Source organism: Neisseria sp. P0008.S002, from assembly GCF_051962805.1.
Taxonomy (GTDB): domain Bacteria; phylum Pseudomonadota; class Gammaproteobacteria; order Burkholderiales; family Neisseriaceae; genus Neisseria; species Neisseria perflava.
Map to the genome: position 1 here is coordinate 169,630 of NZ_JBQCUY010000003.1, position 24,195 is coordinate 193,824.

Annotated in this window: 19 protein-coding genes and 1 other RNA gene; 12 read left to right on the top strand and 8 right to left on the bottom strand. The window is 49.0% G+C overall.

Annotated elements, in window-relative coordinates:
• Positions 1-13 precede the first annotated feature (13 nt).
• Positions 14-574 carry an elongation factor P gene (gene efp / locus ACTHSA_RS04525; RefSeq protein WP_002213793.1) on the top strand — a complete coding sequence of 187 codons (561 nt, stop codon included), beginning with the start codon at positions 14-16 and terminating at the stop codon, positions 572-574.
• A 59-nt stretch (positions 575-633) separates the two neighbouring features.
• Here the strand turns inward: efp and ACTHSA_RS04530 are convergent, their stop codons facing one another.
• Positions 634-1,233, bottom strand: a complete 600-nt coding sequence (locus ACTHSA_RS04530) for an MlaC/ttg2D family ABC transporter substrate-binding protein (protein ID WP_039862173.1) — start codon at positions 1,231-1,233, stop codon at positions 634-636.
• A 165-nt stretch (positions 1,234-1,398) separates the two neighbouring features.
• Here ACTHSA_RS04530 and ACTHSA_RS04535 point away from each other — a divergent pair, with 165 nt between their 5' ends.
• The 3 genes from ACTHSA_RS04535 (at position 1,399) to ssrA (ending at position 3,388) form a co-directional block, all read left to right on the top strand.
• The gene (locus ACTHSA_RS04535; RefSeq protein WP_004519865.1) at positions 1,399-1,614 is read left to right on the top strand and encodes a tautomerase family protein; all 216 of its coding nucleotides are present in this window, start codon (positions 1,399-1,401) and stop codon (positions 1,612-1,614) included.
• An 84-nt stretch (positions 1,615-1,698) separates the two neighbouring features.
• On the top strand, positions 1,699-2,913 hold the full coding sequence (locus tag ACTHSA_RS04540) for a pyridoxal phosphate-dependent aminotransferase (RefSeq protein ID WP_004519866.1): 1,215 nt from the start codon (positions 1,699-1,701) through the stop codon (positions 2,911-2,913).
• A gap of 112 nt (positions 2,914-3,025) precedes the next feature.
• Positions 3,026-3,388: a transfer-messenger RNA gene (gene ssrA / locus ACTHSA_RS04545) on the top strand.
• A gap of 167 nt (positions 3,389-3,555) precedes the next feature.
• Here the strand turns inward: ssrA and ACTHSA_RS04550 are convergent.
• The 4 genes from ACTHSA_RS04550 to hda all read right to left on the bottom strand — a co-directional run bounded on the left by ACTHSA_RS04550 (position 3,556) and on the right by hda (position 6,206).
• Complete coding sequence (locus tag ACTHSA_RS04550; RefSeq protein ID WP_039862165.1) at positions 3,556-4,341, bottom strand: endonuclease/exonuclease/phosphatase family protein; 786 nt, start codon at positions 4,339-4,341, stop codon at positions 3,556-3,558.
• A 157-nt stretch (positions 4,342-4,498) separates the two neighbouring features.
• Entirely contained in the window at positions 4,499-4,813 is a 315-nt protein-coding gene (locus ACTHSA_RS04555; RefSeq protein WP_004519868.1) for a TonB family protein, read from the bottom strand.
• 59 nt (positions 4,814-4,872) lie between these two features.
• Positions 4,873-5,541, bottom strand: coding sequence for an HAD family hydrolase (locus ACTHSA_RS04560; protein WP_004519869.1), 669 nt, complete (start codon positions 5,539-5,541; stop codon positions 4,873-4,875).
• A complete protein-coding gene (gene hda / locus ACTHSA_RS04565) occupies positions 5,538-6,206 on the bottom strand; it encodes a DnaA regulatory inactivator Hda (protein ID WP_004519871.1) in 669 nt (222 codons plus the stop codon). The genes ACTHSA_RS04560 and hda overlap by 4 nt, the downstream gene beginning before the upstream one ends.
• Positions 6,207-6,436: 230 nt before the next feature.
• On the opposite strand from hda, the gene ACTHSA_RS04570 reads away from it, so the two are divergent.
• Genes ACTHSA_RS04570 through ACTHSA_RS04585 form a run of 4 tightly spaced genes read left to right on the top strand, consistent with a single transcriptional unit; the run spans position 6,437 to position 10,706 of the window.
• Complete coding sequence (locus tag ACTHSA_RS04570) at positions 6,437-7,075, top strand: DedA family protein (RefSeq protein ID WP_004519872.1); 639 nt, start codon at positions 6,437-6,439, stop codon at positions 7,073-7,075.
• Positions 7,076-7,121: 46 nt separating this feature from the next.
• A complete protein-coding gene (locus ACTHSA_RS04575; protein ID WP_049336334.1) occupies positions 7,122-8,558 on the top strand; it encodes an MBOAT family O-acyltransferase in 1,437 nt (478 codons plus the stop codon).
• A gap of 10 nt (positions 8,559-8,568) precedes the next feature.
• Entirely contained in the window at positions 8,569-9,597 is a 1,029-nt protein-coding gene (gene patB, locus ACTHSA_RS04580; protein ID WP_440366872.1) for a peptidoglycan O-acetyltransferase PatB, read from the top strand.
• On the top strand, positions 9,594-10,706 hold the full coding sequence (locus ACTHSA_RS04585; protein ID WP_004519876.1) for an SGNH/GDSL hydrolase family protein: 1,113 nt from the start codon (positions 9,594-9,596) through the stop codon (positions 10,704-10,706). The genes patB and ACTHSA_RS04585 overlap by 4 nt, the downstream gene beginning before the upstream one ends.
• A gap of 108 nt (positions 10,707-10,814) precedes the next feature.
• Here ACTHSA_RS04585 and ACTHSA_RS04590 read toward each other — a convergent pair whose 3' ends face one another.
• The gene (locus tag ACTHSA_RS04590; RefSeq protein WP_039862166.1) at positions 10,815-11,405 is read right to left on the bottom strand and encodes a LemA family protein; all 591 of its coding nucleotides are present in this window, start codon (positions 11,403-11,405) and stop codon (positions 10,815-10,817) included.
• Positions 11,406-11,547: 142 nt separating this feature from the next.
• On the bottom strand, positions 11,548-12,636 hold the full coding sequence (locus ACTHSA_RS04595) for a metallophosphoesterase (RefSeq protein ID WP_070504789.1): 1,089 nt from the start codon (positions 12,634-12,636) through the stop codon (positions 11,548-11,550).
• A gap of 105 nt (positions 12,637-12,741) precedes the next feature.
• Between ACTHSA_RS04595 and ACTHSA_RS04600 the strand changes: the two genes are divergently transcribed.
• From ACTHSA_RS04600 to recB, 4 genes are all read left to right on the top strand, one after another.
• Positions 12,742-13,650: a Dyp-type peroxidase gene (locus ACTHSA_RS04600; protein ID WP_049343964.1), complete on the top strand. Its 909-nt coding sequence runs from the start codon at positions 12,742-12,744 to the stop codon at positions 13,648-13,650.
• 211 nt (positions 13,651-13,861) lie between these two features.
• Entirely contained in the window at positions 13,862-15,529 is a 1,668-nt protein-coding gene (locus ACTHSA_RS04605; protein ID WP_049343965.1) for a ShlB/FhaC/HecB family hemolysin secretion/activation protein, read from the top strand.
• Positions 15,530-15,784: 255 nt separating this feature from the next.
• Complete coding sequence (locus ACTHSA_RS04610; protein WP_440378817.1) at positions 15,785-19,543, top strand: hemagglutinin repeat-containing protein; 3,759 nt, start codon at positions 15,785-15,787, stop codon at positions 19,541-19,543.
• A 144-nt stretch (positions 19,544-19,687) separates the two neighbouring features.
• Positions 19,688-23,344, top strand: coding sequence for an exodeoxyribonuclease V subunit beta (gene recB / locus ACTHSA_RS04615; protein ID WP_070625424.1), 3,657 nt, complete (start codon positions 19,688-19,690; stop codon positions 23,342-23,344).
• 59 nt (positions 23,345-23,403) lie between these two features.
• On the opposite strand, the gene ACTHSA_RS04620 is transcribed toward recB, so the two are convergent.
• A complete protein-coding gene (locus ACTHSA_RS04620; protein WP_004521081.1) occupies positions 23,404-24,135 on the bottom strand; it encodes a phosphoadenylyl-sulfate reductase in 732 nt (243 codons plus the stop codon).
• Between the last annotated feature and the right edge of the window lie 60 nt (positions 24,136-24,195).

The following is a 24,195-nucleotide window of genomic DNA, read 5'->3' on the forward strand; positions in this document are numbered from 1 at the left end:
TTGGAAAACTACAATGAAAACAGCACAAGAACTGCGCGCCGGCAACGTATTCATGGTCGGCAACGATCCTATGGTCGTTCAAAAAACCGAATACATCAAAGGCGGCCGCTCTTCCGCCAAAGTCAGCATGAAACTGAAAAACCTGCTGACCGGTGCCGCTTCTGAAACCATTTACAAAGCCGACGACAAATTCGACGTCGTTATCCTGTCCCGCAAAAACTGTACTTACAGCTACTTTGCCGATCCTATGTACGTCTTCATGGACGAAGAATTCAACCAATACGAAATCGAAGCCGACAACATCGGCGACGCGTTGAAATTCATCGTTGACGGTATGGAAGACCAATGCGAAGTTACTTTCTACGAAGGCAACCCAATCTCCGTAGAATTGCCTACCATCATCGTTCGCGAAGTTGAATACACCGAGCCTGCCGTTAAAGGCGATACCTCCGGTAAAGTGATGAAAACCGCGCGTCTGGTCGGCGGCACTGAAATCCAAGTGATGTCTTATATCGAAAACGGTGACAAAATCGAAATCGATACCCGTACCGGCGAATTCCGCAAACGTGCTTAATCAGCCCGTAACACAAAAAGGCCGTCTGAATATTCAGACGGCCTTTTTATCAATCTACCTTATTGTTTCTTCAAGCCCTTGGCTGCAACAGTCGCAATCGTACCGTCAATGCCTTTGCTCTTAATCAGCTCGCCAAATTGGTTGCGGTATACCGTTACCAAGCTGGTACCGTCCACGCGGATATTGTAAATCTTATACGCACCGCCACTTTGGTAAAGCTGGTAGGCCACTTCATACTTGGTGCCTTTTTTGGTCTGAATTTCCGAGAAAACGTCAAACTTATTGCCGTTTGCCGTCATCTTCGGCAACAGGCGTACATTCGCATCCGCCGCACCAATCAGTGCAGAATGCGAGTACATCGCAATCACCATGTCTTTGAATGCACGGATAAAATCAGTTTTCTGTTTGGCAGAAAATTCACGCCATGGCGCGCCGACAGCCAAAGCCGAAATACGTTCATAATCCAAATAACGGTTGGCATACTGCTCAACCTGTTTCACACGTTGCGCTTCTGTCAAAGAAGTATTGCGTGCAATTTTCAGCACAGCATCAATATTCTGCTGCATCTGCTTTTGCGCAGGATGCGTTTCCGCCGCCACATAGGGCGCGGCAATCACCATCGGCGCGGCCACAATCAAAGTCTGAAGAAAACGGTTCATGACGATATCCATCCAAAATAAAACCGCATTTTAAAAACAATCTATTCCAAAAAACTTAATTCTTTGTAAAAGCAGTCATGAGCAATGAAAAATCCTGCAATCAAATTTCAGACGGCCTGATAAAAATAAGATAACATGTGAACACTATTTTAAAAGGAAAAAGCCATGCCCTACGTCAACATCAAAGTAACCGGCGGCAACGAAGCCCCGAGTGCGGAACAAAAAGCCGAATTAATTCGCGGCGTCACCGAATTACTCTCACGCGTTCTCAACAAAAATCCCGAGACGACCGTCGTCGTCATCGACGAAATCAATATGGACAACTGGGGCATAGGCGGTAAAAGCGTGACGGTTCGCCGTGCTGAAGCGCGCAATAAGTAAGCTTTGGACGTCTGAAGCTCTTTTAATTTACCCACAAAAAGAGTACATTTATCCCATTGTTAACAATTTTACGGAACACACATCATGGAGAAATTCCCTAAATCATCCAAACTGGATCACGTTTGCTACGATATTCGCGGCCCAGTTCACAAAAAAGCCCTGCAACTGGAAGAAGAAGGCAACAAAATCCTCAAGCTCAATATCGGCAATCCGGCTCCGTTTGGCTTTGAAGCGCCTGACGAAATTTTGGTTGACGTCATCCGCAACCTGCCGACTTCGCAAGGCTATTGCGACTCCAAAGGCCTTTACTCCGCACGCAAAGCCATCGTCCACTACTACCAAACCAAAGGACTGCTCGACGTTACCGTCAACGATGTTTACATCGGCAACGGCGTGTCCGAGCTGATCACCATGTCCATGCAGGCATTGCTCAACGACGGCGATGAAATCCTGATTCCCGCACCGGACTATCCTTTGTGGACCGCCGCCGCAACACTGGCAGGCGGTACCGTCCGCCATTATCTATGCGACGAAGAAAACAACTGGTTCCCCAACCTGGCCGATATGGAAGCCAAAATTACACCGAAAACCAAAGCCATAGTCATCATCAACCCCAACAACCCTACCGGCGCGGTGTACAGCAAAGAAATCCTGCTGGAAATCGCCGAACTGGCGCGTAAACACGGCCTGATTATTTTTGCCGACGAAATTTACGACAAAATCCTCTACGACGACGCCGTACACCACCATATCGCCGCACTTGCCCCCGACCTCCTGACCGTTACATTCAACGGTCTCTCGAAAGCCTACCGCGTTGCCGGATTCCGTCAAGGCTGGATGATACTCAACGGCCCGAAACATCATGCAAAAGGCTATATCGAAGGCTTGGACATGCTCTCGTCTATGCGCCTTTGTGCCACCACACCCATGCAGCACGCCATTCAGACGGCCTTGGGCGGATACCAAAGCATCAACGAATTCCTCCTCCCCGGCGGCCGCCTGCTCGAGCAACGCAACAAAGCATGGGAACTGGTCAACCAGATTCCGGGCATATCCTGCGTCAAACCCATGGGCGCATTGTATATGTTCCCCAAAATCGATACCGAAATGTACAGCATCCATGACGACATGAAATTCATCTACGACTTACTCGTACGTGAAAAAGTCTTGTTCGTCCAAGGCACAGGCTTCAACTGGATACGCCCCGACCACTTCCGTATCGTTACCCTGCCGCCCGTTCATCAAATCGAAGAAGCCATGGACAAACTCAAACGCTTCTTGCAAAACTACCATCAATAAACCTAAACAAAGAGGCCGTCTGAAAAAGCAAACCGCTGTTCAAACGGCCTTTTTAATCAAACAGCAACTTGGCAAAGCCTGCTGACATGCGTATAATCGACCTTACCTATCTGGGGGCGATCTTGGTTTCGACGGGGGTTGCAAAGCAGATGCGGGCATACCGGGGTCTCAGATTTCCCGTTAAACACTGAATTTAAATAGTCGCAAACGACGAAACTTACGCACTGGCCGCTTAAGGCCTGCCGTTGCAGCAGTTGGTCAATGGGCTGTGTAGCGCAAGCTACCGCAACGTCATTCTACATTGACTGGTTTTCTGTCGGGTTACTTGGCAGGAAACGAGATTTAAGGTAACTGGTTCTCTGAAGGCCTGTTGGTCGGCATGATGAGGACGAGATTCTAAATAGACACAACTAAGTATGTAGAACGCTCTGTAGAGGACTTTCGGACGGGGGTTCGATTCCCCCCGCCTCCACCAGATTTGAAGCGCAAATTTTTGATTTAAAAAGGTTTGCGCTTTTTTATAAACTTAAACAGGCCGTCTGAAACTTTTAAGACGGCCTGTTTTTGTCTCAAATATCTGAGTGAAAAAACTTTTTCTTTCGATACATTGCCAATAGTACTTTGCTTTAAAAAATTTCAGCCTTACATTTTTCTATCTGATTTCATATTCATTTTACGATGCGGCCTAACCGTTACACTCAATGGCAGATGATCTGACAAATGTTGCCAGTCTTTACTGTTGTGAATTTCAGAATCGATGACATCAAGATTGCGCGTATAAATGCGGTCGAGGCTGAGGATGGGCAGGCGCGAAGGGAAGGTTTTGGGGCGTTTGCCTGTATTATCGACAAATACTTCGTTCAAATCTAATGCACTGCCCAGCTCACGCGCTGATTTCTGCCGCCAGTCATTAAAATCGCCGGCAATAATCAAAGGGCTTTCCGGACGAATGTACCGGCCAACGTAGTCGCTGATGGCTCGGTATTGTTTGAGGCGGTCTGGCTCGCGCAGATTGAGGTGGACGCACAGACACACCAGCGGATCTTCCCAACCTTCGGGTACGACCTCACAATGCAACAGGCCGCGTTGTTCGAGTTTATTAACGCTGATGTTGAGGTTGTTTTCCGTTTTCAGCGGCAGGCGGCTGAGAATGGCGTTGCCGTGGTGTCGTTTGGGATAGACGGCATTTTTGCCGTAGCTGCGATGATAATCGAGGCTGTCGCCGATGATGTCGTAATGCGGTGCATCGGGAAAGTCGGTACGGCGGCTTCTGTTGAGATGTTGTCCTTGGACTTCTTGTAAAAACAAAACATCCGAACCCAATGCACCCAGCGCGTCAGCCATGCGGTTGACTTGCACTTTGCGGTTGAGCGCAGACATGCCTTTGTGCATATTGTAGGAAGTAATGGTAACTGGACGGGGAGACATGATGTGTGATGAAGCGGTTTATTTGTTTTAGTATAGCACCGGAGCGTGTGGTTTTACGGCAATTTTGGTTATACTTGTTTAAAAAATAAAACGGCGTTTTGACAGAGAATTTCCCAATCAAAACGCCTTCTGTTTTTCAGACGGCCTTGCGTCCGAATCAGTTGTTGATTACTTCAACATTGGTTTCAAAAGTAACAGTGTGTTGGTATTTAGATGCGGTTTTGCGTTTCGGATAAGGATATTTGGAAACGCTTTTCACTGCGCGTTCGTCCATTTCAGGATTGCCGCTGGATTGAATGATATTTACGCGGTCAACATCGCCGGCAGGTGTTGTGAAGACATCCATCAAAACGGTTTTAACGCTGCCGTTTTGCGCTTTCATGGCTTCCAGAGTTTCGGTATCGGCTGCTTGAGCAGTACCGAATACAGCGGCAAACAACAGGGCTGAGGCGAGGAGTTTAGTCGTTTTCATGTTTTAGTCCTTATTAGGGTTGTGATTAGGTTAAATATTTCAGACGGCCTGATTCGTCGTTATTTGAAATTCAAAATCGGCCAACCTTTTGCTTTGGCTTCTTTTTCCAGCTCGGCATCCGGATTGACGGCGACAGGTTCGTCCACAATACGCAACAAAGGCAAGTCGTTTTTGGAGTCGCTGTAAAAATAAACTTTACCGTAGCTTTCAAATGTCTCGCCACGCTCGGCAAGCCATTGGTTCAATCGGGTAATTTTGCCTTCTTTCAGGCTGGGCGTACCGACATAGTTGCCGGTATATCGGCCGTCTTCGCCGATTTCAAGCTGTGTACCGATAATGTTGTGAATGCCGAAAAGATGACAGATTGGAGTAATGATAAATTCGTTGGTCGAAGAAATAACCAACATTTCGTCACCCGCCATTTGATGGCTTTGCACCAACATACGCTGCATCGGAGAAATATACGGGACAATATATTCGGCCATAAACTCGCGATGAAACTCAGCCAATTCCTCCTTGCTGAAACGGGCTAAAGGCGCGAGATGGAATTTGAGGAAGGCATCGATATCAAGACAACCGTTTTGATAGTCTTGGTAAAACTTTTCATTTTGCGCCTCGGTTTCAGCCGCATCGACTATACCTTTTTTAATCAGGTATTGCGGCCAGGAGTGATCCGAATCGGTATTGATCAAGGTATTGTCGAGGTCGAAAATGGCAAGGTTTTTCATTGGGTTTCCTGTTGTTTTAAAAGCTGGCGCAAAAGCGGCAAAGTAATGCGCTTGCCCATCATAACGGCGTAGTTGTCGAGGGTATCGAGCATTTGCATCAGGCTGTCCATATCGCGCCGCCAATGGTTCAGCAGGTATTCGAAGATTTCCGGATCGATGGTTACCTGACGGGCGGCAGCCATGCTGACGAGCGCATCGATTTTTTCCCGGTCGGTCAGCGGTTTGACTTCGTAAACCAAGCAATACGCCATGCGTGTGCGCAGGTCTTCGCGGATAACGAGTTGCTGCGGCGTATATTCGGAACTCAAAAGCAAAAAGCCTTTGCCGCTGTTGCGGAAGCGGTTGAATATGGCAAACAGTAAAGCCTGTTCTTCATTATTAAGCTTTTCGATTTGGTCAATGGCAAGATATTCCGCATCCAATGCGGCTTCTGTCAGCGGCGTGGCGGCGGCATCAATATAGAGGGCATTTCGTCCGGCATCGAGCGCCTGTGCGACCCATGCCTGCAAGAGATGGCTTTTACCTGCGCCCTCTTCGCCCCAAACATAGATACATTGCCCATGTTTGTGCTGCAACACATACACCAGCTCGGCATTTTCTGTTCCCAAAAATTTGTCGAAGCCGGGATAATCATGGCTGGCAAAATCGAAGATGAGCTGGTTCACAAAGGCGCACCGGTTAGGTTGAAATCGGCTTTATTTTACGTTGTTTTGCCGTCCACCATCAAGGATAAAGGCCGTCTGAAGCCTATACCTGCAACATATCTGCACTTCTAAACATATCTTGACGCGCTTACGGCATTGGTTTTATTCCGCTTTGGTTTTACAATGTCGAACTTCTCGCCGAAACATTTGTCTGTTCTTTTTCAGACGGCCTTTTTATTTGGGGAACCCTAGTGATTTCTACCCTTATTGATTTCATCCTCCATATCGACCAACACCTTGTCCACCTTTCCTCCCAATACGGCCCGTGGATTTACGCGATTTTGTTTGTTGTGATTTTCTGCGAAACCGGTTTGGTCGTAACGCCATTTTTGCCCGGCGACTCGCTGCTGTTTGCTGCCGGCGGTATTGCGGCCATCGGCGGCATGAACATCCACGTCATGGTATTGCTGCTCTTAGCGGCCGCCATTCTAGGCGATGCGGCCAACTTTATGATTGGCAAATATTTTGGACAAAAACTGTTTGCCAATCCTGATTCCAAAATTTTCCGCCGTTCGTATTTGGAAAAAACCCATGCGTTCTATGAAAAACACGGCGGCAAAACCATCATCATTGCCCGCTTTGTGCCAATTGTGCGGACGTTTGCGCCATTTGTCGCCGGTATGGGCGATATGCACTACGCGACGTTTATCCGTTACAACATTATCGGCGCGGTGTTGTGGGTATTGTCGTTTTCCTATGCAGGCTACTTCTTCGCCAATATCCCCGTCGTCAAAAACAATCTGGGCTTAGTCATGGCGGCAATCATCGTGATTTCGATTTTACCTGCGGTAGTCGAAGTCATCCGTGCCAAACTTAACGCCAAAAAATAACAATCAATCGAAAAGTTTGAAAGTTTAAACACATCAAGGAATTGTCATGCCGTTGCTGTCTATTGAGTTTGCGGTATTCTTTATCGTATTTTTGCCCTTGTACTGGGCATTTGCGCGTTTGCCGCAAGTTCAAAACGTTTTACTTTTGGTTGCCGGGCTAGGCTGGCTTTACCGTATCGACCCTATTTTTGCCGCGCTGATTTTGGTTTACTCGTCTGTGGTTTACCTGGTCAGCGTACTGATGTTTTCTGAAAACGAGAATATCCGCAAATTTTGGCTGGGTTGCGGTATTTCGGCGGCATTGACTGTTTTGTGTTTCTTCAAATATTTCGACTTTTTCCGCCCGATTATTCAGCAATATACGGGGCAAAGCGCCGTCATCGATATCCTTTTGCCCTTGGGCTTGTCTTATTACACTTTCCAATCGCTGGCTTACTTAGTGTATTGCTACCGCAAGCCTAAAGGAGACCGTTTTGAATGGCACGAGCTCCTACTGCATCTGAGCTTCTTCCCCACCATCACATCCGGCCCGATTATCCGTGCGGCCGCTTTTAAAAGCATAGACGGCGAACAAGCGGGCGCATTGGCGCAAATCCGCACCAAACAAGCACGCCAGCTGATTTATCCGGCTTTGGCGGTCGGCCTGATTGTATTGGGCATTGCCAAAAAGTGGTGGCTTGCCGGCGTATTGGCAGAAGGCTGGGTATCGCCTGTTTTTGAAAATCCGGCCCAGTTCGACGGCTGGGGCGTGTTGTCTGCGATTTATGGCTACACCTTCCAACTCTTTTTCGACTTTTCCGGCTACTCGGATTTAGTCATCGGCTTGGCCATGCTGCTCGGCTTCCAGCTGCCGAAAAACTTTGCCGCGCCGCTTCGCGCCATCAACATCCGCGACTTCTGGGACAGATGGCACATCAGCCTGTCCACTTGGATTCGCGACTATATCTATATTCCTTTGGGCGGCAGCAAAAAAGGCTTCGGACGTACCCAACTCAATCTGATGATTGCCATGTTGCTTTCCGGCATTTGGCATGGCTACGGCTGGAGCTTTTTGATTTGGGGCGCGCTGCACGGTGCGGCTTTGGTATTCCTTAACTGCGGCGACAAAATCGTCGGCCGCAATGCCTTAGGCCGTCTGAAAATCGGCAAACCGCTCGCCTGGCTGTTTACCTTCCATTTCGTTTGTTTCGCTTTTGTCGTGTTCAACAGCGCAACGCTTGCCGATACGGAAATGCTGTTCAGCGCATTATTTGCCAATGACAAAGGTTGGAACGCGCCTCTGCCGACCGACCTCATGTTGCTGGGTACATTTGCGATGATGCTTTCGCTGTACCCGTATTTGCTTCGCTTATTTGAAGCATCGGTAAAAGGCTTGGACAAACTGCCTGCATGGCTGTGGTTTATTCCCATCACGCTTATCCTCGCCCTAATTATCATCTTCGCCCCGTCCGGCATTCCCGGCTTTATTTACGCCAACTTCTAAGGAGCAGAACATGAAACGCTTTATCTCCCTGTTTGTTTCTATTCTGCTCAGTGCGGTTGCGCTGACGTGGTTTGCCCAAAACTCCATCAATGCCTATTGGCAGCAGACCTATCATGAGGACAGTCCGCTTGAGCCTTTATCCGAATACGCTTGGTGGCGTATCGGTGCGGATTGGCAACAAAAAGCCTACGAATTTTCAGACGGCCTGAAAGCTTCACTGGAAACGGAAGACGCTTTGGCTTCGGAAGACTCTGGCATTGAAGCAACAAGGCCGTCTGAAAATACGGAAAACATTGAAGTATCCGACAATCAAAAAGACTCTGCTGCTTCCGATGCGACTAACAATACAGATACCACAGCCAGCGAGCCAAGCAATCAGGCTGATCAGTCGGCAACGCAGGTTGTATTGAAAAAAGGCAACAAAGTTTTCTTTGCCGGCGACTCGCTGATGCAGGGCGTTGCACCTTTCGTACAAAAACACCTCAAGCAAGAATATGGCGTACAATCGGTCAACCTCAGTAAACAAAGTACCGGTTTGTCCTACCCCAATTTCTTCGACTGGCCGAAAACCATCGAACAAACTTTGCAAAAAGAACCCGATATCCGCGTTTTGGTTGTATTCTTAGGCCCAAACGACCCTTGGGATTTCCCGATGGGTAAAAAATACCTGAAATTCGCCTCCCCCGAATGGGAGGCAGAATACCTCAACCGCGTCCGCCGTATTCTTGATGCAGCCTCCGCACATGATGTCCAAGTCATTTGGCTGGGCATTCCTTACATGAAAAAAGCCAAGCTCAATGAACAGATGCGCTACCTCGACAAAATCCTGTCGGGTACGGTGTCGCCTCAAGCCATTTGGTTGCCTACCGACAAACTGTTGAGCAATGGCGCAGAAGAATATGCCGACTCTGTCAAAGTAGATGGAAAAATCATCCGTTACCGCAGCAAGGACGGCATTCACTTTTCCGCAGAAGGCCAAAAACTATTGGCCGGAAAAATTATGGAAAAAATTAATTTTACACACGATACACAACCATGAAATTTAATAAAACCTTACTCCTCACGCTTCTCGCACTCCCTATTACCGCCTGCGCAACCAATGACGGCCTGTTAAGCAACTACGGCTCCAACCACCCTGCCTGGCTGAACAAACTGCAACAGCTCAACCATACTTCAGACGGCAAATTCCGCATTATCCAAGTCGGCGACTCCCACACCGCCGGCGACTATTTCACCGACCGCCTGCGCCGCCGTTTACAACAACAATGGGGCAACGGCGGCATCGGTTGGGTTTATCCCAACACCGTCAAAGGCCAGCGCATGGCAACCGTCCGTTACAACGGCAGCGGTTGGAACACCATCAGCAGCCGCAAATCATACAGCGATTTTTCTTTCGGCGGTATTGAAGCACGCGCCGATGGCGGCAGCGTTACCTTAAGCGCAGCCGACGGCAGCATGGATATGCAACAAATCTCCATTTTCGGCAAACCGGTTTGGTCAGAGCAAACCCTGACCGTCAACGGCCGCGAAATCCCTGCCACACAAAACGGCTGGCAACTGTTGCATACCAACGCTTCCCTGCCGATGACCCTCAGCAGCAGCATGCCTTGGCAAATCGGTTTCATTAATATCGAACGCCCCGGACGCGGCGTAACCGTTTCCGCCATGGGCATCAACGGCGCGCAGTTATCCCAATGGTCAAAATGGCGGCCGGGTATGTGGGAAGATTTGGCACAAACCAAAGCCGATTTAATCATCCTTGCCTACGGTACCAATGAAGCCTTTTCCGGCAATCTCGATATTTCCTCTACCGAACGGACATGGCGCAATTACATCCGTCAAATCAAAAACACCCTGCCCAACGCAGGTATCCTGATCCTCGGCGCTCCGGAATCTTTGAAAACCGCCTACGGCAGCTGCGGCAACCGTCCGGTCTTGCTCAGCGAAGTACAACAAATGCAGCAACGCGTTGCCCGTGACGAAAAAATCATGTTCTGGTCTTGGCAAGATGCAATGGGGGGCGCATGCAGCATGAAAAGCTGGATGGCTCAAGGCTTGGCAGCCAAAGACGGCGTTCACTTCTCTGCACAAGGTTACGAAACTGCAGCCGATAAGCTTGCCGACAGCCTGATCCGCTTTGCCCAATAAATTGGCCAAAGCCTAAGTATTTTTCATTAACAGTAAACAAAAGGCCGTCTGAAATTAATATTTCAGACGGCCTTTTGTGTATCACTTATTCAGCAAACTGCTTAATTTTTAAGCTAACATATTGCTGCTCATGCGTTGCGTTTGATTTTCCGTGAAACGAACCAATCCTGCCTGCTTGTCAAAGCCTAATGGCTTGGCGACAAGGCGGTTGGGCAGCTTGTTTAAATGATGGTTGTAACTTCCGGCTCTGCGGTTGTAAGTACGGCGTGCTGATGCAACTTCCGCTTCTGCTGCATCCAGCATTTCCATCAAACCCGCCAATTGCTCATCAGGATACTGTTTCAAAAGACCGTTGACGGCAGTTTGCAATTTTTTCAACGCATGATTCAATGCTGTTTCGGCTTCACACAGATGTTTGATTTTGGACTCGGAAAATGTTTTGGCAGTTTGCGCCAATGCAGTTTCGACTTCGGCACACATCTGCTGAACGTTTCGATCCGATGCAATGCCCTGCTCTTGCAGATGTTTGCTGTATGCATCCAATACATGACGGACGGCCTGATGTCGGCAGTCGAGCGCAATGCGCAAAGAGACAAAGGATTCGCGACAGTCTTTTTTGCGGTCTTTCAACTGTTGTTTGAAATACAATAAGACGGCGGCGATTGATACGAAGATAAGTGCAAGACTAATAATGCCCATAGTGAGTTCCCTAGTTATGATGCCACTCATATCGGTGGCTGATTTTATTAACATCGATTATAATCCAATTTCAATATTTTTTCCCAATTTTCATAAAAAAGGCCGTCTGAAATTCAGACGGCCTGAAGTTTATATTTCTATTTCAATGCTTTGACTTGATGTCAATAACCCACACTTCTGATTGCGAACCCAAACGCAAGGGAATGCCCCAGAAGCCGTAGCCCGAAGTGGTGAAGAAATGGCCGTTGCCGATCGCCTCATAACCGTAAGCAAGACGATAAAGCGTACGGACGATAAGGTTGGCAGGTGCAACTTGGCCGTTGTGGACATGGCCGGAGACCTGCACATCAATCGGCAGCCGGGCATGGGTTTCGATTGAAGTAGGACGGTGGTCCATCAATAAAACCGGTAATCGGGTATTTTGACCTTCTAAAAGCTGCTCCGCACTAGGACGCTTGCGATCCAAATCATCGCTCCGCCCTACCAGCAACACACCATTCACTTCCAAAACCTGATTGGCCAAAACCGTCAAGCCTGCAGCTTCCAATTCATGTTTGATACGCTTCTGATCGCGGAACCAGTCATGATTGCCCAAAGTGGCATAAACGCCCATCGGCGCAGTCAGCTTCTGCAAATGTGGTTTCATGTTTTCTTTAAGGTAGGCATCGACGGTATCGTCCATCAAATCGCCCGGCAGCAACACTATGTCGACTTTTTCCCGCTTCATGATGTCCGTCAACTTGTCCAATTGACGCGCGCCAAACAAAATCCCCAAGTGCAAATCGCTGGCCACGCCGATACGCAGCGGCTTATCCATTTTCTTATTGATGAATACAGTCTGATGGCGGACCACGGGCGTATAGGCGTTATACATCCCCAAACCGAGCAAACCGGCCACAAACAAAGGCGCAAACAGCCGCAGGCTTCGAGAAAGCGGTTGGCGTGCCACAAAACGGCGCAGCAAAAGATACAGGATAAATGTCACCAACGCGGCATACATCACAAACAGCAAGATTACCATCCAAAACGCCACCACGCGGAACATCATATGCCCCAACTCCAGCAGCAAGCCGATCAACAAGCCGTTTGTAATGAAATAGGAAATACCCATTAGCCAACGTCTGCCAACTTTGCCAATCCAAGGCGCAAACAGCCATTGCAGTGAACGCCCAAGCCCGAATGTAAACACTTGCAACAGAATGACGCTCACAAAAAACATCTTACCAAACATGACTTTCCGGCCCTAAAAAAATCAAAAGGCAGATTTTAGGCCGTCTGAAACTTTCAGTGTATAATCTCCCGCGTAAAAACCCATAATATTTTGAAAGGAATCATCATGAGCCACCCTCAATCAGCTATTATTCCTGATCACGCACAAGCCGGTATTTTTATCGAAGCAGACATTTCAGACGGCCGCAACGAAGACATCAAATCTGCCTGCCGCCTTTCTTTGGAATCCTTGGCCAAACTGAAAACCCGTTTTCCAAATGATATTTTGGGTTTGACCATTGCCTTTGGCAGCCGCGCATGGCAATCGTTCGGCCATACTGACGAAGGCAGCGAAATCAAACCTTTCCCTGAATTGGGCAACGGCCTCGCCCCCTCCACCCAACACGATCTCTATATCCACATTCAAGCCACCGAGCAAAAAGCCGCCTATGCCTTAGCTCAATCTGTTTTAGGCGCATTCGGCGACAGCATCCGCGTATCCACTGAAGAACACGGCCTGCGCCTGTATGAAGACCGCGGCTTGGACGGTTTTGTCGATGGTACGGAAAATCCGCAGGGCGATGACAATGTGCGCAATGTCGCCATTATTCCCGAAGGCAAGCCCGATACCGGCGGCAGCTATGTTTTGCTGCAAAAATACCTGCACGATTTAAAAAAATGGGATGCCGTCCCTACTGCCGAACAAGAAGCCAGCGTAGGCCGCAGCAAAGAAACCAATGATGAATTCAACGAAGACGTGCGCCTGCCCGACTCCCATCTCGGCCGCGTCAATGTCAAAGAAAACGGCGTTGACTTGAAAATTGTCCGCCGCAGCCTGCCCTTCGGCAAAATCAGCGGCGAACATGGTTTGATGTTCACTTCCTATTGCAACACGCTGCACAATATTGAAGTTCAGCTGCTCAATATGTTCGGCGATGCAGACGGCAAAACCGACTTACTGCTGAAATATTTGTCTAAAGCCGTATCAGGTGCTTACTACTACGCGCCTTCTGTCGAGCGTTTGCAAAATCTTTAACGGCTCACAGGCCGTCTGAAAAAACCTGCTTTTTCAAAGGCAGGTTTTTGTTATTTAAATTCCCTTAATATTTTTATGGTATTATCATAAAAATTTATCCCATTGTTGCTTAATAAACCCTGATTGCAGACAAGGATAAAAACTGATACGCCCCAAGCAGCTATTTTCGATAAAATAAACCCAATTATTATCCCTATAAAATTACGACACCATGTACAAATCCCGCCTTCTTCCCCTGCCCGTATTGATTCTCTCCGCGCTAAACGCCTATGCGGCCAATACACCGAATCCGCTTAATCAAATCGATAAAAACGTACCCAACCAATTCGACAAAGACTTCCGCGACAATCTCGATCAGATTCATTCGGTCGAAATCCAAAAACGCGAGCAGTCGGCATGGGATTTACAGAAAAAACAAGATAACGACACGGTTGCACAAGAGGTGCCGTCTGAAAACAATACCGAATGTTTGGATTACACCGGTATCGAACTTTCCGGCATTACGCTCATCGATTCCAAAAAGATTGAAGCCAAGCTCCCCAAATGCATCAATCAAAACAACATCAACCAACTGAACCGGGATATCGTTGCCGAATATATCGCTCAAGGCTATCCGCACACGCAAATCAAATTTGAAACCACGCCTGAGCGTGTTTTGAAATTAGCAGTCATCGAAGGCAAAATCCGTGAGATTACCGGCGGCTCCCGTACAGTCAACGTCGACACCCTCTTCCCCAATCATCAAGGCAAACCGCTGAACATTCAATACCTCGACCAAGGTATCGAACAGGCAAACCATGTTGCTGGCAACAACGTCAGCATCGATGTTTATCCGCATGATGACGGCACCGCCTCAATCCAACTCAACAACGATGCCGAAAAACATTGGGGCGGCAGCGTCACCATTGACAATAAAGGCAACAAACCCAATACCACGACACTGCGCGGCAGCCTGAATGTCGGCAGCCCGTTGGGATTGAGCGACTCCCTTTATCTAAACGGCTATACCAATCTAAACAACCACGACAGCCATTACAGTCGCGGCGGCAGTATGTTCTATCAAGTTCCTTATGGTGCATGGACATTCAGCACTTACGCCGCCGCGTCGCAATCGCAAAGCATCTTAACGCCCAGCGTAACACGTTATGCCTACCGCTCCCAATCCAAAGCGGCAGGAATCAAAGCAGACCGCGTATTCTCACGCAGTCAAAAACATATTACCTCCGCCTATATCGGCATCGATTATGTGAAACAGACTGCAAAATTTGCCGACAGCAAACTGGAATTGCAAAGCCCGGAAGTCTATTCGACACAAGTCGGCCTATCGCATACAGCCATCCTGCCAAACGGCATTTGGCTCAACAATATCGGCGTGGAACAAGGATTTGCGAAAAATACCGAACACACGCCATTCGACAAGCGTTATACCTCTGTATCCTTGCAGAGCAATTTGATTCAAAACCGTCCATTGGGTAAATGGATCGTGCGCAACCATCACCAAATAGACGCCCAATATAGCCCGCATGATTTGTTTGCCGCCAAAGAAATGGACATCGTCGGTTATCAAAATGTACGCGGTTTCCGTTCAACTTCTTTGAGCGCAAACAGCGCAGTCTTGTTGAGCAATACCGTTTATTTCCGCCGCAATACGCCCCACGGCATCTATATCGAGCCTTATCTGGGCGCAGACATCGGCGTTGCCAAAAACAATAACGAAGGTTCGCAACGTGCCATGGGCTTAGTGGCAGGTTTGAATTTGGGCAAGGCGGACAAATGGCAGCTTTCTGCCGACTACGGCAAAGGTTTTGCGCGCATGCCCAACCAATCAAACAGCGAAAAACAGGATCATGTGACTGTTTCTTTACGCATTCCATTTTAAAGTTATGTAAATATATATCCTTTTATCCAATATATAAACCGCCCATCTTACCGTTATTAATTTTCCATTAATATCAATGAGATGGGCGGTTTTTATTTGCATTTGAAATAGTGCACACAAGGCCATACTGGTGGTATGATTGTAAAAAAATTCATAACAATGTTAATACATTCAAAAATTTCCTCAACAGAAATCCAATACCCGATATGGGATTTCTGATTCAATCTCCATCACGATAAATAAGGATTAAAATCCATGAAAATCGACACTTTATATCAGCCTAAGCTCTCAGCTTCCGGCAAAGTAACTGTCGCCGTGTGCTTTGCATTCCTGGGAAATGCAGCGGTAGCCGCCAATATCGAAGCCATCGGCCAAACTTCGGTACAGCAGCAACACAATGTTGACATCGTCAACATTGCCGCACCGACGGCTCAAGGTCTTTCTCACAACCAATATAACAAGTACAACGTTTCCCAACACGGTGCCGTTTTGAATAACGCCCTGTCTGCCGGTAAATCCCAACTGGCCGGAAACCTGTCTGCCAACAAAAACTTCCAAGGTCAGGCCGCATCTGTGATCTTGAATGAAGTGGTCAGCAAAAACCCTTCCCTGATCTTGGGTCAGCAAGAGATCTTCGGTATTGCCGCAGACTATGTTTTGGCAAACCCTAACGGCATTACCCACAACGGCGGCAGTATCCTGAATGCCAACCGCGCATCCTTGGTTGTCGGTACGCCAACCGTTTCAGACGGCGCGTTGAAATCTTTCAATATCAGCGACAATGGCAAACAACTGCAAGTAAACGGCAATTTGAGCGGCAACCGCGTGGTTGACCTGCTCGCGCCGCAAGTGGTTGTCGGCAAATCAGCCAACGTTAATGCCGCCGACGCCATCAATGTTTCTTCAGGCAAAAGCAACTTCGACTACAAAACCGCACAAATCGAAGCATTGGACGCTGCTTCAAATGCGCCGGTGCTTGACGGTCATATTTTCGGCAGTATGCGCGCCGGTACCATCCGCATCCACGCGACCGACAAACGCGCCAAACAAAACATTCAAAATGCCGCCATTACCGGTACCCGCTACCTGAATATCGACAGCAAAGGCAACCTGAGCATCCAGTCCGCCAATCTGACCGGCGCACAAATGGAATTGTTTGCCCGCGATACCGACATCAAAGGCACGGTTACCAGCCATTCTGCCAACAAATCTTCCAGCGGCAAAGAGGCGCAAAATGTTCAGCACTTCCGTTCGGACCGCAACAAAACGGAAACCTTTACCGCCAGCAATATCAATGCATCCGAGTCATTGACTTTGAACAATAGCGGCAGCCTCAACCTGAGCGCAGCCAACATCAATGCCGGCGCGCTGACTGCTTCTGCCACAGGCAATATCAATTCTAACGCGGTAAAAACCACCAACCGTACAGAATCCGACCACACTCAAAGCAAAGGCCTTTGGTACAACAACAACCTGAGCTCCTCTGCTGACGAAAGCCTGCATCAAACCAAAATCAATGCCGGTTCTGTCAATATTGCCACCACCGGCAAAGTTCAATTGGATGCGACCGAACTGAACTCGGCTGCTGATGCACGCATTGCCGCCCAACAAGGAATCGTATTAAGCAGCAACAGCGAAACCGACAGCAGCTCGACTTATGTCAGCTTCAAAAATGAAACTGCTGCCCTGAATACCGGTATCGCTACAAAATCTTCCAAAAACTCTACCGCCCATCAAACCAAAATCTCCGCAGCCGGTGATATCGGTTTGATTTCCGAAGGCGATTTGAGCACTTACGGCGCAAGCATTGCGGCAAACGGCAATGTCGTTACCGATGTCAACAACATCAACTTGGGTACTCAAACCACCATCAACACCAACAGCCTCGACGACCAGAAAAAATACTGGGGCGGCCTGTTCGGCGGTGAAAGCCAAGTTCAAAACAACCGTACCGAAAACCTGCACGGCAGCAGCATTACTGCCAACTCAAACATAGTTTTGGGTGCAAAAAACGGCGTCAACGTTTACGGCAGTACCGTTGAAGGCCAAGCCGGTACATTCGTCAGCTCCAAAGCAGGCAATGTCGATATTAAAAACGCCACCAGCACCGATACTTCCGCACAAAGCGCGCGTAAAGGTACGATTTTCAATATCACTACCTCTAAAACCAGCAGCAACAGCAGCATTGAAAAAGTAACCGGTTCTACCTTGGTTTCCAATGCCGACCTGACCGTTGTTTCCAACAAAGACATCAATGTGATCGGTTCTGCATTGTTTGCGGCACAAAAACTGCAACTTTCTTCCGCAGGCGATTTGACCATTGATGCTGCCAAAGCGGTAGAAAACAAACAGGTCAACGAGTATTCCATCAAAGGCTACTCTGGCACCGAAACCAATAAAGAAAACGGCAGCGTGACTGCCAAAGCCGGTATTAAATTCACCGATACCCACACCGACACCCACTCTGTCGGCCTGAACGGCAGCATTTTGACCGGTAAAAACACCCAGTTGTCTTCCAACTCAAACGTTACCGTCAGCGGTAGCCAAGTCAACGGCGAAGAATCTGTCAACATTTCCGCAGCCAATGACGTCAATGTTGTTGCATCCAAAGGCAGCAACACTGTGACCGAATCCGGACGCGTAACTGATTTGGGCGTATCTGCTACTGCATACGAAAAAAATAACGTTGCAGGCGTCGGCGTATCTGTCGGCATTACCAGCACCAAAACAGATGCAACTACCGTAACGAATACATCTCATGTATCCAACATCAACACCGGCGGCAACGCCACCATCACTGCAAACGGCAATATTAATCAAGAAGGTACAGTGATTAATGCGACCGGCAATGTGGTTGAAGCTGCCAAAAACGTTACCCATGCAGCGGCACACAGCGGTGCAAAATCCGATGTGAAACAAAACGGCGGCGGTTTGGTCGTTTCTGCCGGCATCAGTACCAACAAAGGCATCGGCGGTGAAATCACTGCACAAGGTCAAGGCAACTCCTCGACCCACAATGAATCCACTGCAACCGTAACCACCATCAACGCAGGCAATGCCATCGTTTTGGCAAATGACAAAGTGTCTGATGAAGGTACAAAATACGATGTGACCGGTGCGATTAACATTGATGCAGGTTCATACCACAACACTGCCGCCCACAACACCAGCAACAGCAGCAGTAAACAAGGCGGCGCTTCTTTGACTGTCGGCGCATACACCAAAGATGGTTCAAACGTTGATGTGAATGCCAACCTGAACGTCAACTACGCTGATGAAAACAAAAAAGAATCTACCGCCGTCAAAGGCGATATGAATGCGACCAATGTTGTCATCAACGCCAAAGACTCTGCTGAAATCGCATCCAACATTACCGCCAACAACAACGTCAACATTACCGCAGGCAACGGCGTAACCTTCACCGAGTCAGCCAATACTGCCTCCAACCAAGGTACAGCTGTTAATGTCGGTATCGGCGCTGGCGCGACAATCAATGTTGAAACCGGTGTTGCCGTTCCTCACGTCAACGGCTCTGTCGGCGTCAACAAAACCGATAACGCTTCTTCTACCGCCGCAGGCGCGAATGTAGCGGCCGGCAATGAGATTAAAATCAATGCCAACAACGGCGACGTCAACCTGCACGGTACCAACTTGGTATCCAACAACTCCGTTGAAGTAGAAGGCAACAAAGTCAATACTTCCGGCGCGATCAGCAGCGTTAACGAAAAAAATCTGACCATCAATGTCAACGGCAGCTACGCTTCAGGCAAACCAAACGGCGGCATCAACGCCAAAGGTAAAAACGAAGCCAACGTAACCAATACGGCAAACACCATCCAAAGCGACAATGTTGTTATTACTACCGGCTCTCCAACCGGTTTGAGCGTCAACAATACGACCATCAACGGTAATAATGTTGCGTACTACTATGACGACAGTAAAGCTCCTGCGGCGAACCGTTATACCTATCGTCCTCGCCAACCAAGCTACGCCAAACGCCGTTTGCGCTACTAAGATGCGCTATTGAAGTCATTTAATAGCCATTAAGACATGCCGTCTGAAAACAGAAAGTTCTCAGACGGCATTTTTATCATCAATGCAAAACAACACACTATCTCTGTTATGATAATGCCTCGCTAATATTATTCCGTTCCTACCATGTCTTCCGCCCTTCCTTTTGACGCGCTCACACTTTCCATCGACGGCACCAACCTTATCGAAGCTTCTGCCGGTACGGGTAAAACCTACGGCATTGCCGCGCTCTTTACCCGACTGATTGTTTTAGAAAAAAAAGACATCGAGAAAATTCTGGTCGTTACCTTTACCAAAGCGGCGACGGCAGAACTGAAAACCCGTTTGCGCGCACGTTTGGACGAAGTGTTGCAGGTTTTGAACGAAATCCAAACTTTGGGCGGCGAGCCGGAACATATTTCAGACGGCCTGAACAAATATTACGAAAAAGAGAAAAAATCCCCCGATGACTTTCTCAATCGCTTGATTCCTTTGGCTTTAGGCGAGCAAGACGGACAAGAAAGCTGCCATCGCCTGATTCTCCGCCTCAAAGCCGCGCTGAGCCAGTTTGACAACTCCTCTATTTACACCATCCACGGCTTCTGTCAGCGCGTCTTGCGCGATTACGCGTTTTTGTGCGGCGCACCTTTGGATGTCGAGCTGTCGGACGACTCGCGCGAGAGGCTGCTGATTCCTGCACAAGACTTTTGGCGGCAGAAAGTGGCAACCGATGCCACATTGGCACAATTGGTTTTTGACCGGAAATGCACGCCCGAAGAAATGCTTGCCGAAATCAAAAGCTATACCGGCCGCCCCTATCTGAAATTCAGACGGTCTGAAGGCGATTTGAAAGAAGCCCAAGCCAACCTTCAAGAAACATGGCAAAAAGTTTGCGCTCAGTTGGAAGACTTGGAAAAAGCATTTTGGGCAATTTTTCCCAAACTTAACGGCCAAACCTACAAAAGAAAAACCTTTGAAAATGTTTTTACCGATTTAAAAACAAACGCCGAATCCAACCGTCTGCCCCGCCTGAGCAAACAAACGCTAGAAAAATTAAGCCTCTTCAGTATCGACACGCTCAACAGCAAACTGAAAAAAGAATATAAAACCGATGCCGATATGCCGGAAATTATTCAGCTGCAAGCCTTGGCCAATCTCGGTCGTGATTTGCAGGCAATGGAAAGCGCGGAAGAAGCGGTCTTCATCCGCCTGCAACTCGACCTCCTTTCCCACATCAATCAGTCCATTGCCGAACAAAAAAAATCACGCCGCGAGCGCGTGTTTGACGATTTGCTGCTGGACGTCCATCAGGCATTGACCACCAATGAACACGGCAACGCGTTGGCAAAAGCGGCGGCGGCAAACTGGGAAATCGCGCTGATTGACGAATTCCAAGATACCGACCCGCTGCAATACGAAATTTTCCGCCAAATTTTTATCGAACAAGGCTGCCCGCTGTTTCTCGTTGGCGACCCCAAGCAGGCGATTTACAGCTTTCGCGGTGCGGACATTTACGCCTATCTGCAAGCTGCGCAAGATGCGGACAGGCATTACACCCTCGCCGTCAACTACCGCAGCCATGCCAAGCTGATTAACGGCATCAGCGCCTTGTTCAAACAAAAAAAACACCCCTTCGTCTTGGAAAATATCGATTACAGCGATGTCTCCGCCAGCCGCGCCGAAAGCCGGCTGTCGCCACACCGTCCCGCCATCCAAGTACGCTGGCTCAACACGGACGATCAGACCAACAAAGAGATTTTGCGTGGCCGTGCCGCCGAATATTGCGCCGATGAAATTGCCTTTGCGCTCAATGAAGCAGCCGAAGGCCGTCTGAACTTCAAAGGCCGCGCGCTGGAGTCCGGCGATATTGCGGTTTTGGTGCGCACCAACAACGAAGCGGCGATGATTGCCGGTAAACTGAAACAGCGCCGTATCCAAAGCGTGTTGCTGTCGCGCCAGTCCGTTTTCGATTCCGCCGAGGCAGATTCGCTGTCCGCGCTGATCGGCTTTTGGCTCAACCCAAGGCAAACCGACTGGCTGCGCTTTGTCTTGACCGGCGTTTTATTCGGCTATACCGCCAAAGAGATTTACGAACTCAACCATAACGAACACCAGCTGCTGAAATGGCTAGAGTCATCTGCCCAAGCCATGGAAAAATGGCGGAAAGGCGGCATTTTTGCCGCCGTGCAGCAGTTTGCCGCCCTACATGACATCGAAACACGCCTGCTCAAAGGCGGCAACGAGCGCAGCCTGACCAACTACTACCAAATTCTGGAGCTTTTGGCCGAAGAAGACAGTCAAAGCCGCAACCCTGCCGCCCTGCATAAATGGCTGAACGAACAAATCAGCCGTGCACGCAGCGGCCATTTCCCATCAGACGCGCAAACCATCCGTCTTGAAAGCGACGAAAAACTGGTCAAAATCGTTACCATGCACGCGTCGAAAGGTTTGCAATATCCTTTGGTGTACTGCCCCTTCGCGTGGGATACCAAAGACAATTCCAAAGAAAACTGGAAAATCCTGCATACTGAAAGCCACGAAACCGAGCTACTGGCAAAATCGCAAACCTCGGAAGCAGAACTAAGCCATCTTGCCGACGAAAAGACGGCAGAAGATTTACGCCTACTTTATGTCGCCCTTACCCGCGCCGAAGAACAGCTCAATATCTACGCCGCCGCCAACAAAAACTGTACGCCAAACAATCCTTTTGCCTATCTGCTCGAAGGTTTGTCGGATGCCGGCCGCGAGAGCGTCAGCCAAAGCTATAAAAGCGCGACAGACGTTGTAGAAATGCTTAAAACCAACTGGCAACGCTTTATCAAAAACGCGCCTGAAAATACGGAGTTTGCCTTCACGGAAGAAGCCCCGCCGGAAACCGTCTATCAATACAGCCGCCAGCAAGACCAAGCTTTTAGCGCACATAGCATTAAACGCCGCGATTTTGACTTTATCCGCCACACCAGCTTTACCGGTTTGAGCCGGCACACCAAGTCAACCGACGAACAACACGAGCCTTTGCAACCTGCCATCGATCCGGCAGAAAGCGCAGACCGTGCCATGCCGTCTGAAAACCTGCCGCCCCCACTTTCAGACGGCCTCGATATCCACCATTTCCCCCGCGGCACCAATGCCGGCGTATGTTTGCATGAAATGCTGGAAAAACTCGATTTCGCCGCCTCTGCCGAGAGCCAATCCGAAATGATTGCCGAAGTTTTGCAACGCCATAGCTTTGAAGACAAATGGCTGCCGACGGTAATCACCATGCTCGATACCTGCCGCCTTACGCCTTTAATCAACGAGAGCCTGTCACAGATTCCGACGACCCGACGCCTGCCCGAAATGGGGTTCACCCTGTACATGGACGATTTCAAACTGGACGACTTGCGCCGTTGGTTTGCCTCAAGCGAAGCAAACCTGCCGCCAGAATGCGTCCAAGCCGCGCAACTGCTTGATTTCCATGATTTGCAAGGCTATTTAAACGGCTTTATTGATATGGTTTGCCAAGATTCAGACAGCAATGTCGTTTTAATCGACTACAAATCCAACCATTTGGGCAACGATGCAAGCGCCTACACGCAACAGGCGATGAACGAAGCTGTGGCGCATCATCACTACTACCTGCAAGCCCTGATCTACGCCGTTGCCATCGCGCGCTACTATGCCCTGCGCGGCAAGCCCTTGCCCCAAATCGCCATCCGCTACCTCTTCCTGCGCGGCATGGACGGCTCGGATCAAGGCATCTGGAAATGGGACATCGATACCGCCCTGCTTTCCACTTTTGTTGAACGAAAAGCAAATACTTGATAAATCATCTTGTTAAACCGTCAAAAAGGCCGTCTGAAACGTTTTCAGACGGCCTTTGATTATTTGTGCAAACCGCATTCCTTACTGTCTTTGCTTTCCCACCACCATCGCCCGGCGCGGATATTTTCGCCCAGCTTGACTGGACGCGTGCAGGGTTCGCACCCAATGCTGGGATAGCCTTGATGATACAGCGCATTAAGCGGAACTTGGTGCTCGTGCGCATATGCCCAAACATCCTGCTCTTCCCAATCGAAAATAGGATTGAATTTGGCGATGTTGCGGCCTGTATCCAGCTCTTCAAAATTCAATTCGCTGCGCGTTTCGGACTGGCTGCGGCGTTGTCCGGTCAGCCATGCAGGCGCGTTGTGCAAAGCGCGGTTGAGCGGTTCAATTTTGCGGATATGGCAGCAACGGCGGCGCAACTCGACACTGTCGTACATCGCGGTCGTACCAAACTCCGCTTCAAATTCGGCGGCGGTTTGTCGATTGGGATAAAACACTTCCAATTCGGTTTGATAACGCGCATTGGTTTCGGCAATCAGCGAGGCGGTTTCGGGATTGAGTTTGCCCGTATTTAGCGTGATGATGCGGATGGGCAGTTTCAGACGGCACACGGCATCGGTAATGACCATATCCTCAACCGCAAGGCTGGATGCGAAGACGGCTTGCGGATAGCGTGCGGCAATGTCTTGCAAACGGTGCTCCAAAGCGGCTGCCAACTCAGGCAGTTGGCGGCGTTCGGCATCGCTGATTTCGGGGATTTTCCAGAGTTGTGGGCGGAATAAAGACATGGCTGGTTGTTCCTAATAATTTTCAGACGGCCTGTTGAAACGGCTGCCGATATGGTTATG

Bases quoted from the DNA above. Each gene is read 5' to 3' on its own strand.
- patB (WP_440366872.1), top strand. From the start codon at position 8,569: ATGAAACGCTTTATCTCCCTGTTTGTTTCTATTCTGCTCAGTGCGGTT.
- ACTHSA_RS04555 (WP_004519868.1), bottom strand. From the start codon at position 4,813: ATGAAAACGACTAAACTCCTCGCCTCAGCCCTGTTGTTTGCCGCTGTA.
- ACTHSA_RS04530 (WP_039862173.1), bottom strand. From the start codon at position 1,233: ATGAACCGTTTTCTTCAGACTTTGATTGTGGCCGCGCCGATGGTGATT.
- ACTHSA_RS04610 (WP_440378817.1), top strand. From the start codon at position 15,785: ATGAAAATCGACACTTTATATCAGCCTAAGCTCTCAGCTTCCGGCAAA.
- ACTHSA_RS04620 (WP_004521081.1), bottom strand. From the start codon at position 24,135: ATGTCTTTATTCCGCCCACAACTCTGGAAAATCCCCGAAATCAGCGAT.
- ACTHSA_RS04560 (WP_004519869.1), bottom strand. From the start codon at position 5,541: ATGAAAAACCTTGCCATTTTCGACCTCGACAATACCTTGATCAATACC.
- ACTHSA_RS04540 (WP_004519866.1), top strand. From the start codon at position 1,699: ATGGAGAAATTCCCTAAATCATCCAAACTGGATCACGTTTGCTACGAT.
- ACTHSA_RS04600 (WP_049343964.1), top strand. From the start codon at position 12,742: ATGAGCCACCCTCAATCAGCTATTATTCCTGATCACGCACAAGCCGGT.
- efp (WP_002213793.1), top strand. From the start codon at position 14: ATGAAAACAGCACAAGAACTGCGCGCCGGCAACGTATTCATGGTCGGC.
- recB (WP_070625424.1), top strand. From the start codon at position 19,688: ATGTCTTCCGCCCTTCCTTTTGACGCGCTCACACTTTCCATCGACGGC.
- ACTHSA_RS04605 (WP_049343965.1), top strand. From the start codon at position 13,862: ATGTACAAATCCCGCCTTCTTCCCCTGCCCGTATTGATTCTCTCCGCG.
- ACTHSA_RS04575 (WP_049336334.1), top strand. From the start codon at position 7,122: ATGCCGTTGCTGTCTATTGAGTTTGCGGTATTCTTTATCGTATTTTTG.
- ACTHSA_RS04590 (WP_039862166.1), bottom strand. From the start codon at position 11,405: ATGGGCATTATTAGTCTTGCACTTATCTTCGTATCAATCGCCGCCGTC.
- ACTHSA_RS04535 (WP_004519865.1), top strand. From the start codon at position 1,399: ATGCCCTACGTCAACATCAAAGTAACCGGCGGCAACGAAGCCCCGAGT.
- ACTHSA_RS04585 (WP_004519876.1), top strand. From the start codon at position 9,594: ATGAAATTTAATAAAACCTTACTCCTCACGCTTCTCGCACTCCCTATT.
- ACTHSA_RS04550 (WP_039862165.1), bottom strand. From the start codon at position 4,341: ATGTCTCCCCGTCCAGTTACCATTACTTCCTACAATATGCACAAAGGC.
- ACTHSA_RS04595 (WP_070504789.1), bottom strand. From the start codon at position 12,636: ATGTTTGGTAAGATGTTTTTTGTGAGCGTCATTCTGTTGCAAGTGTTT.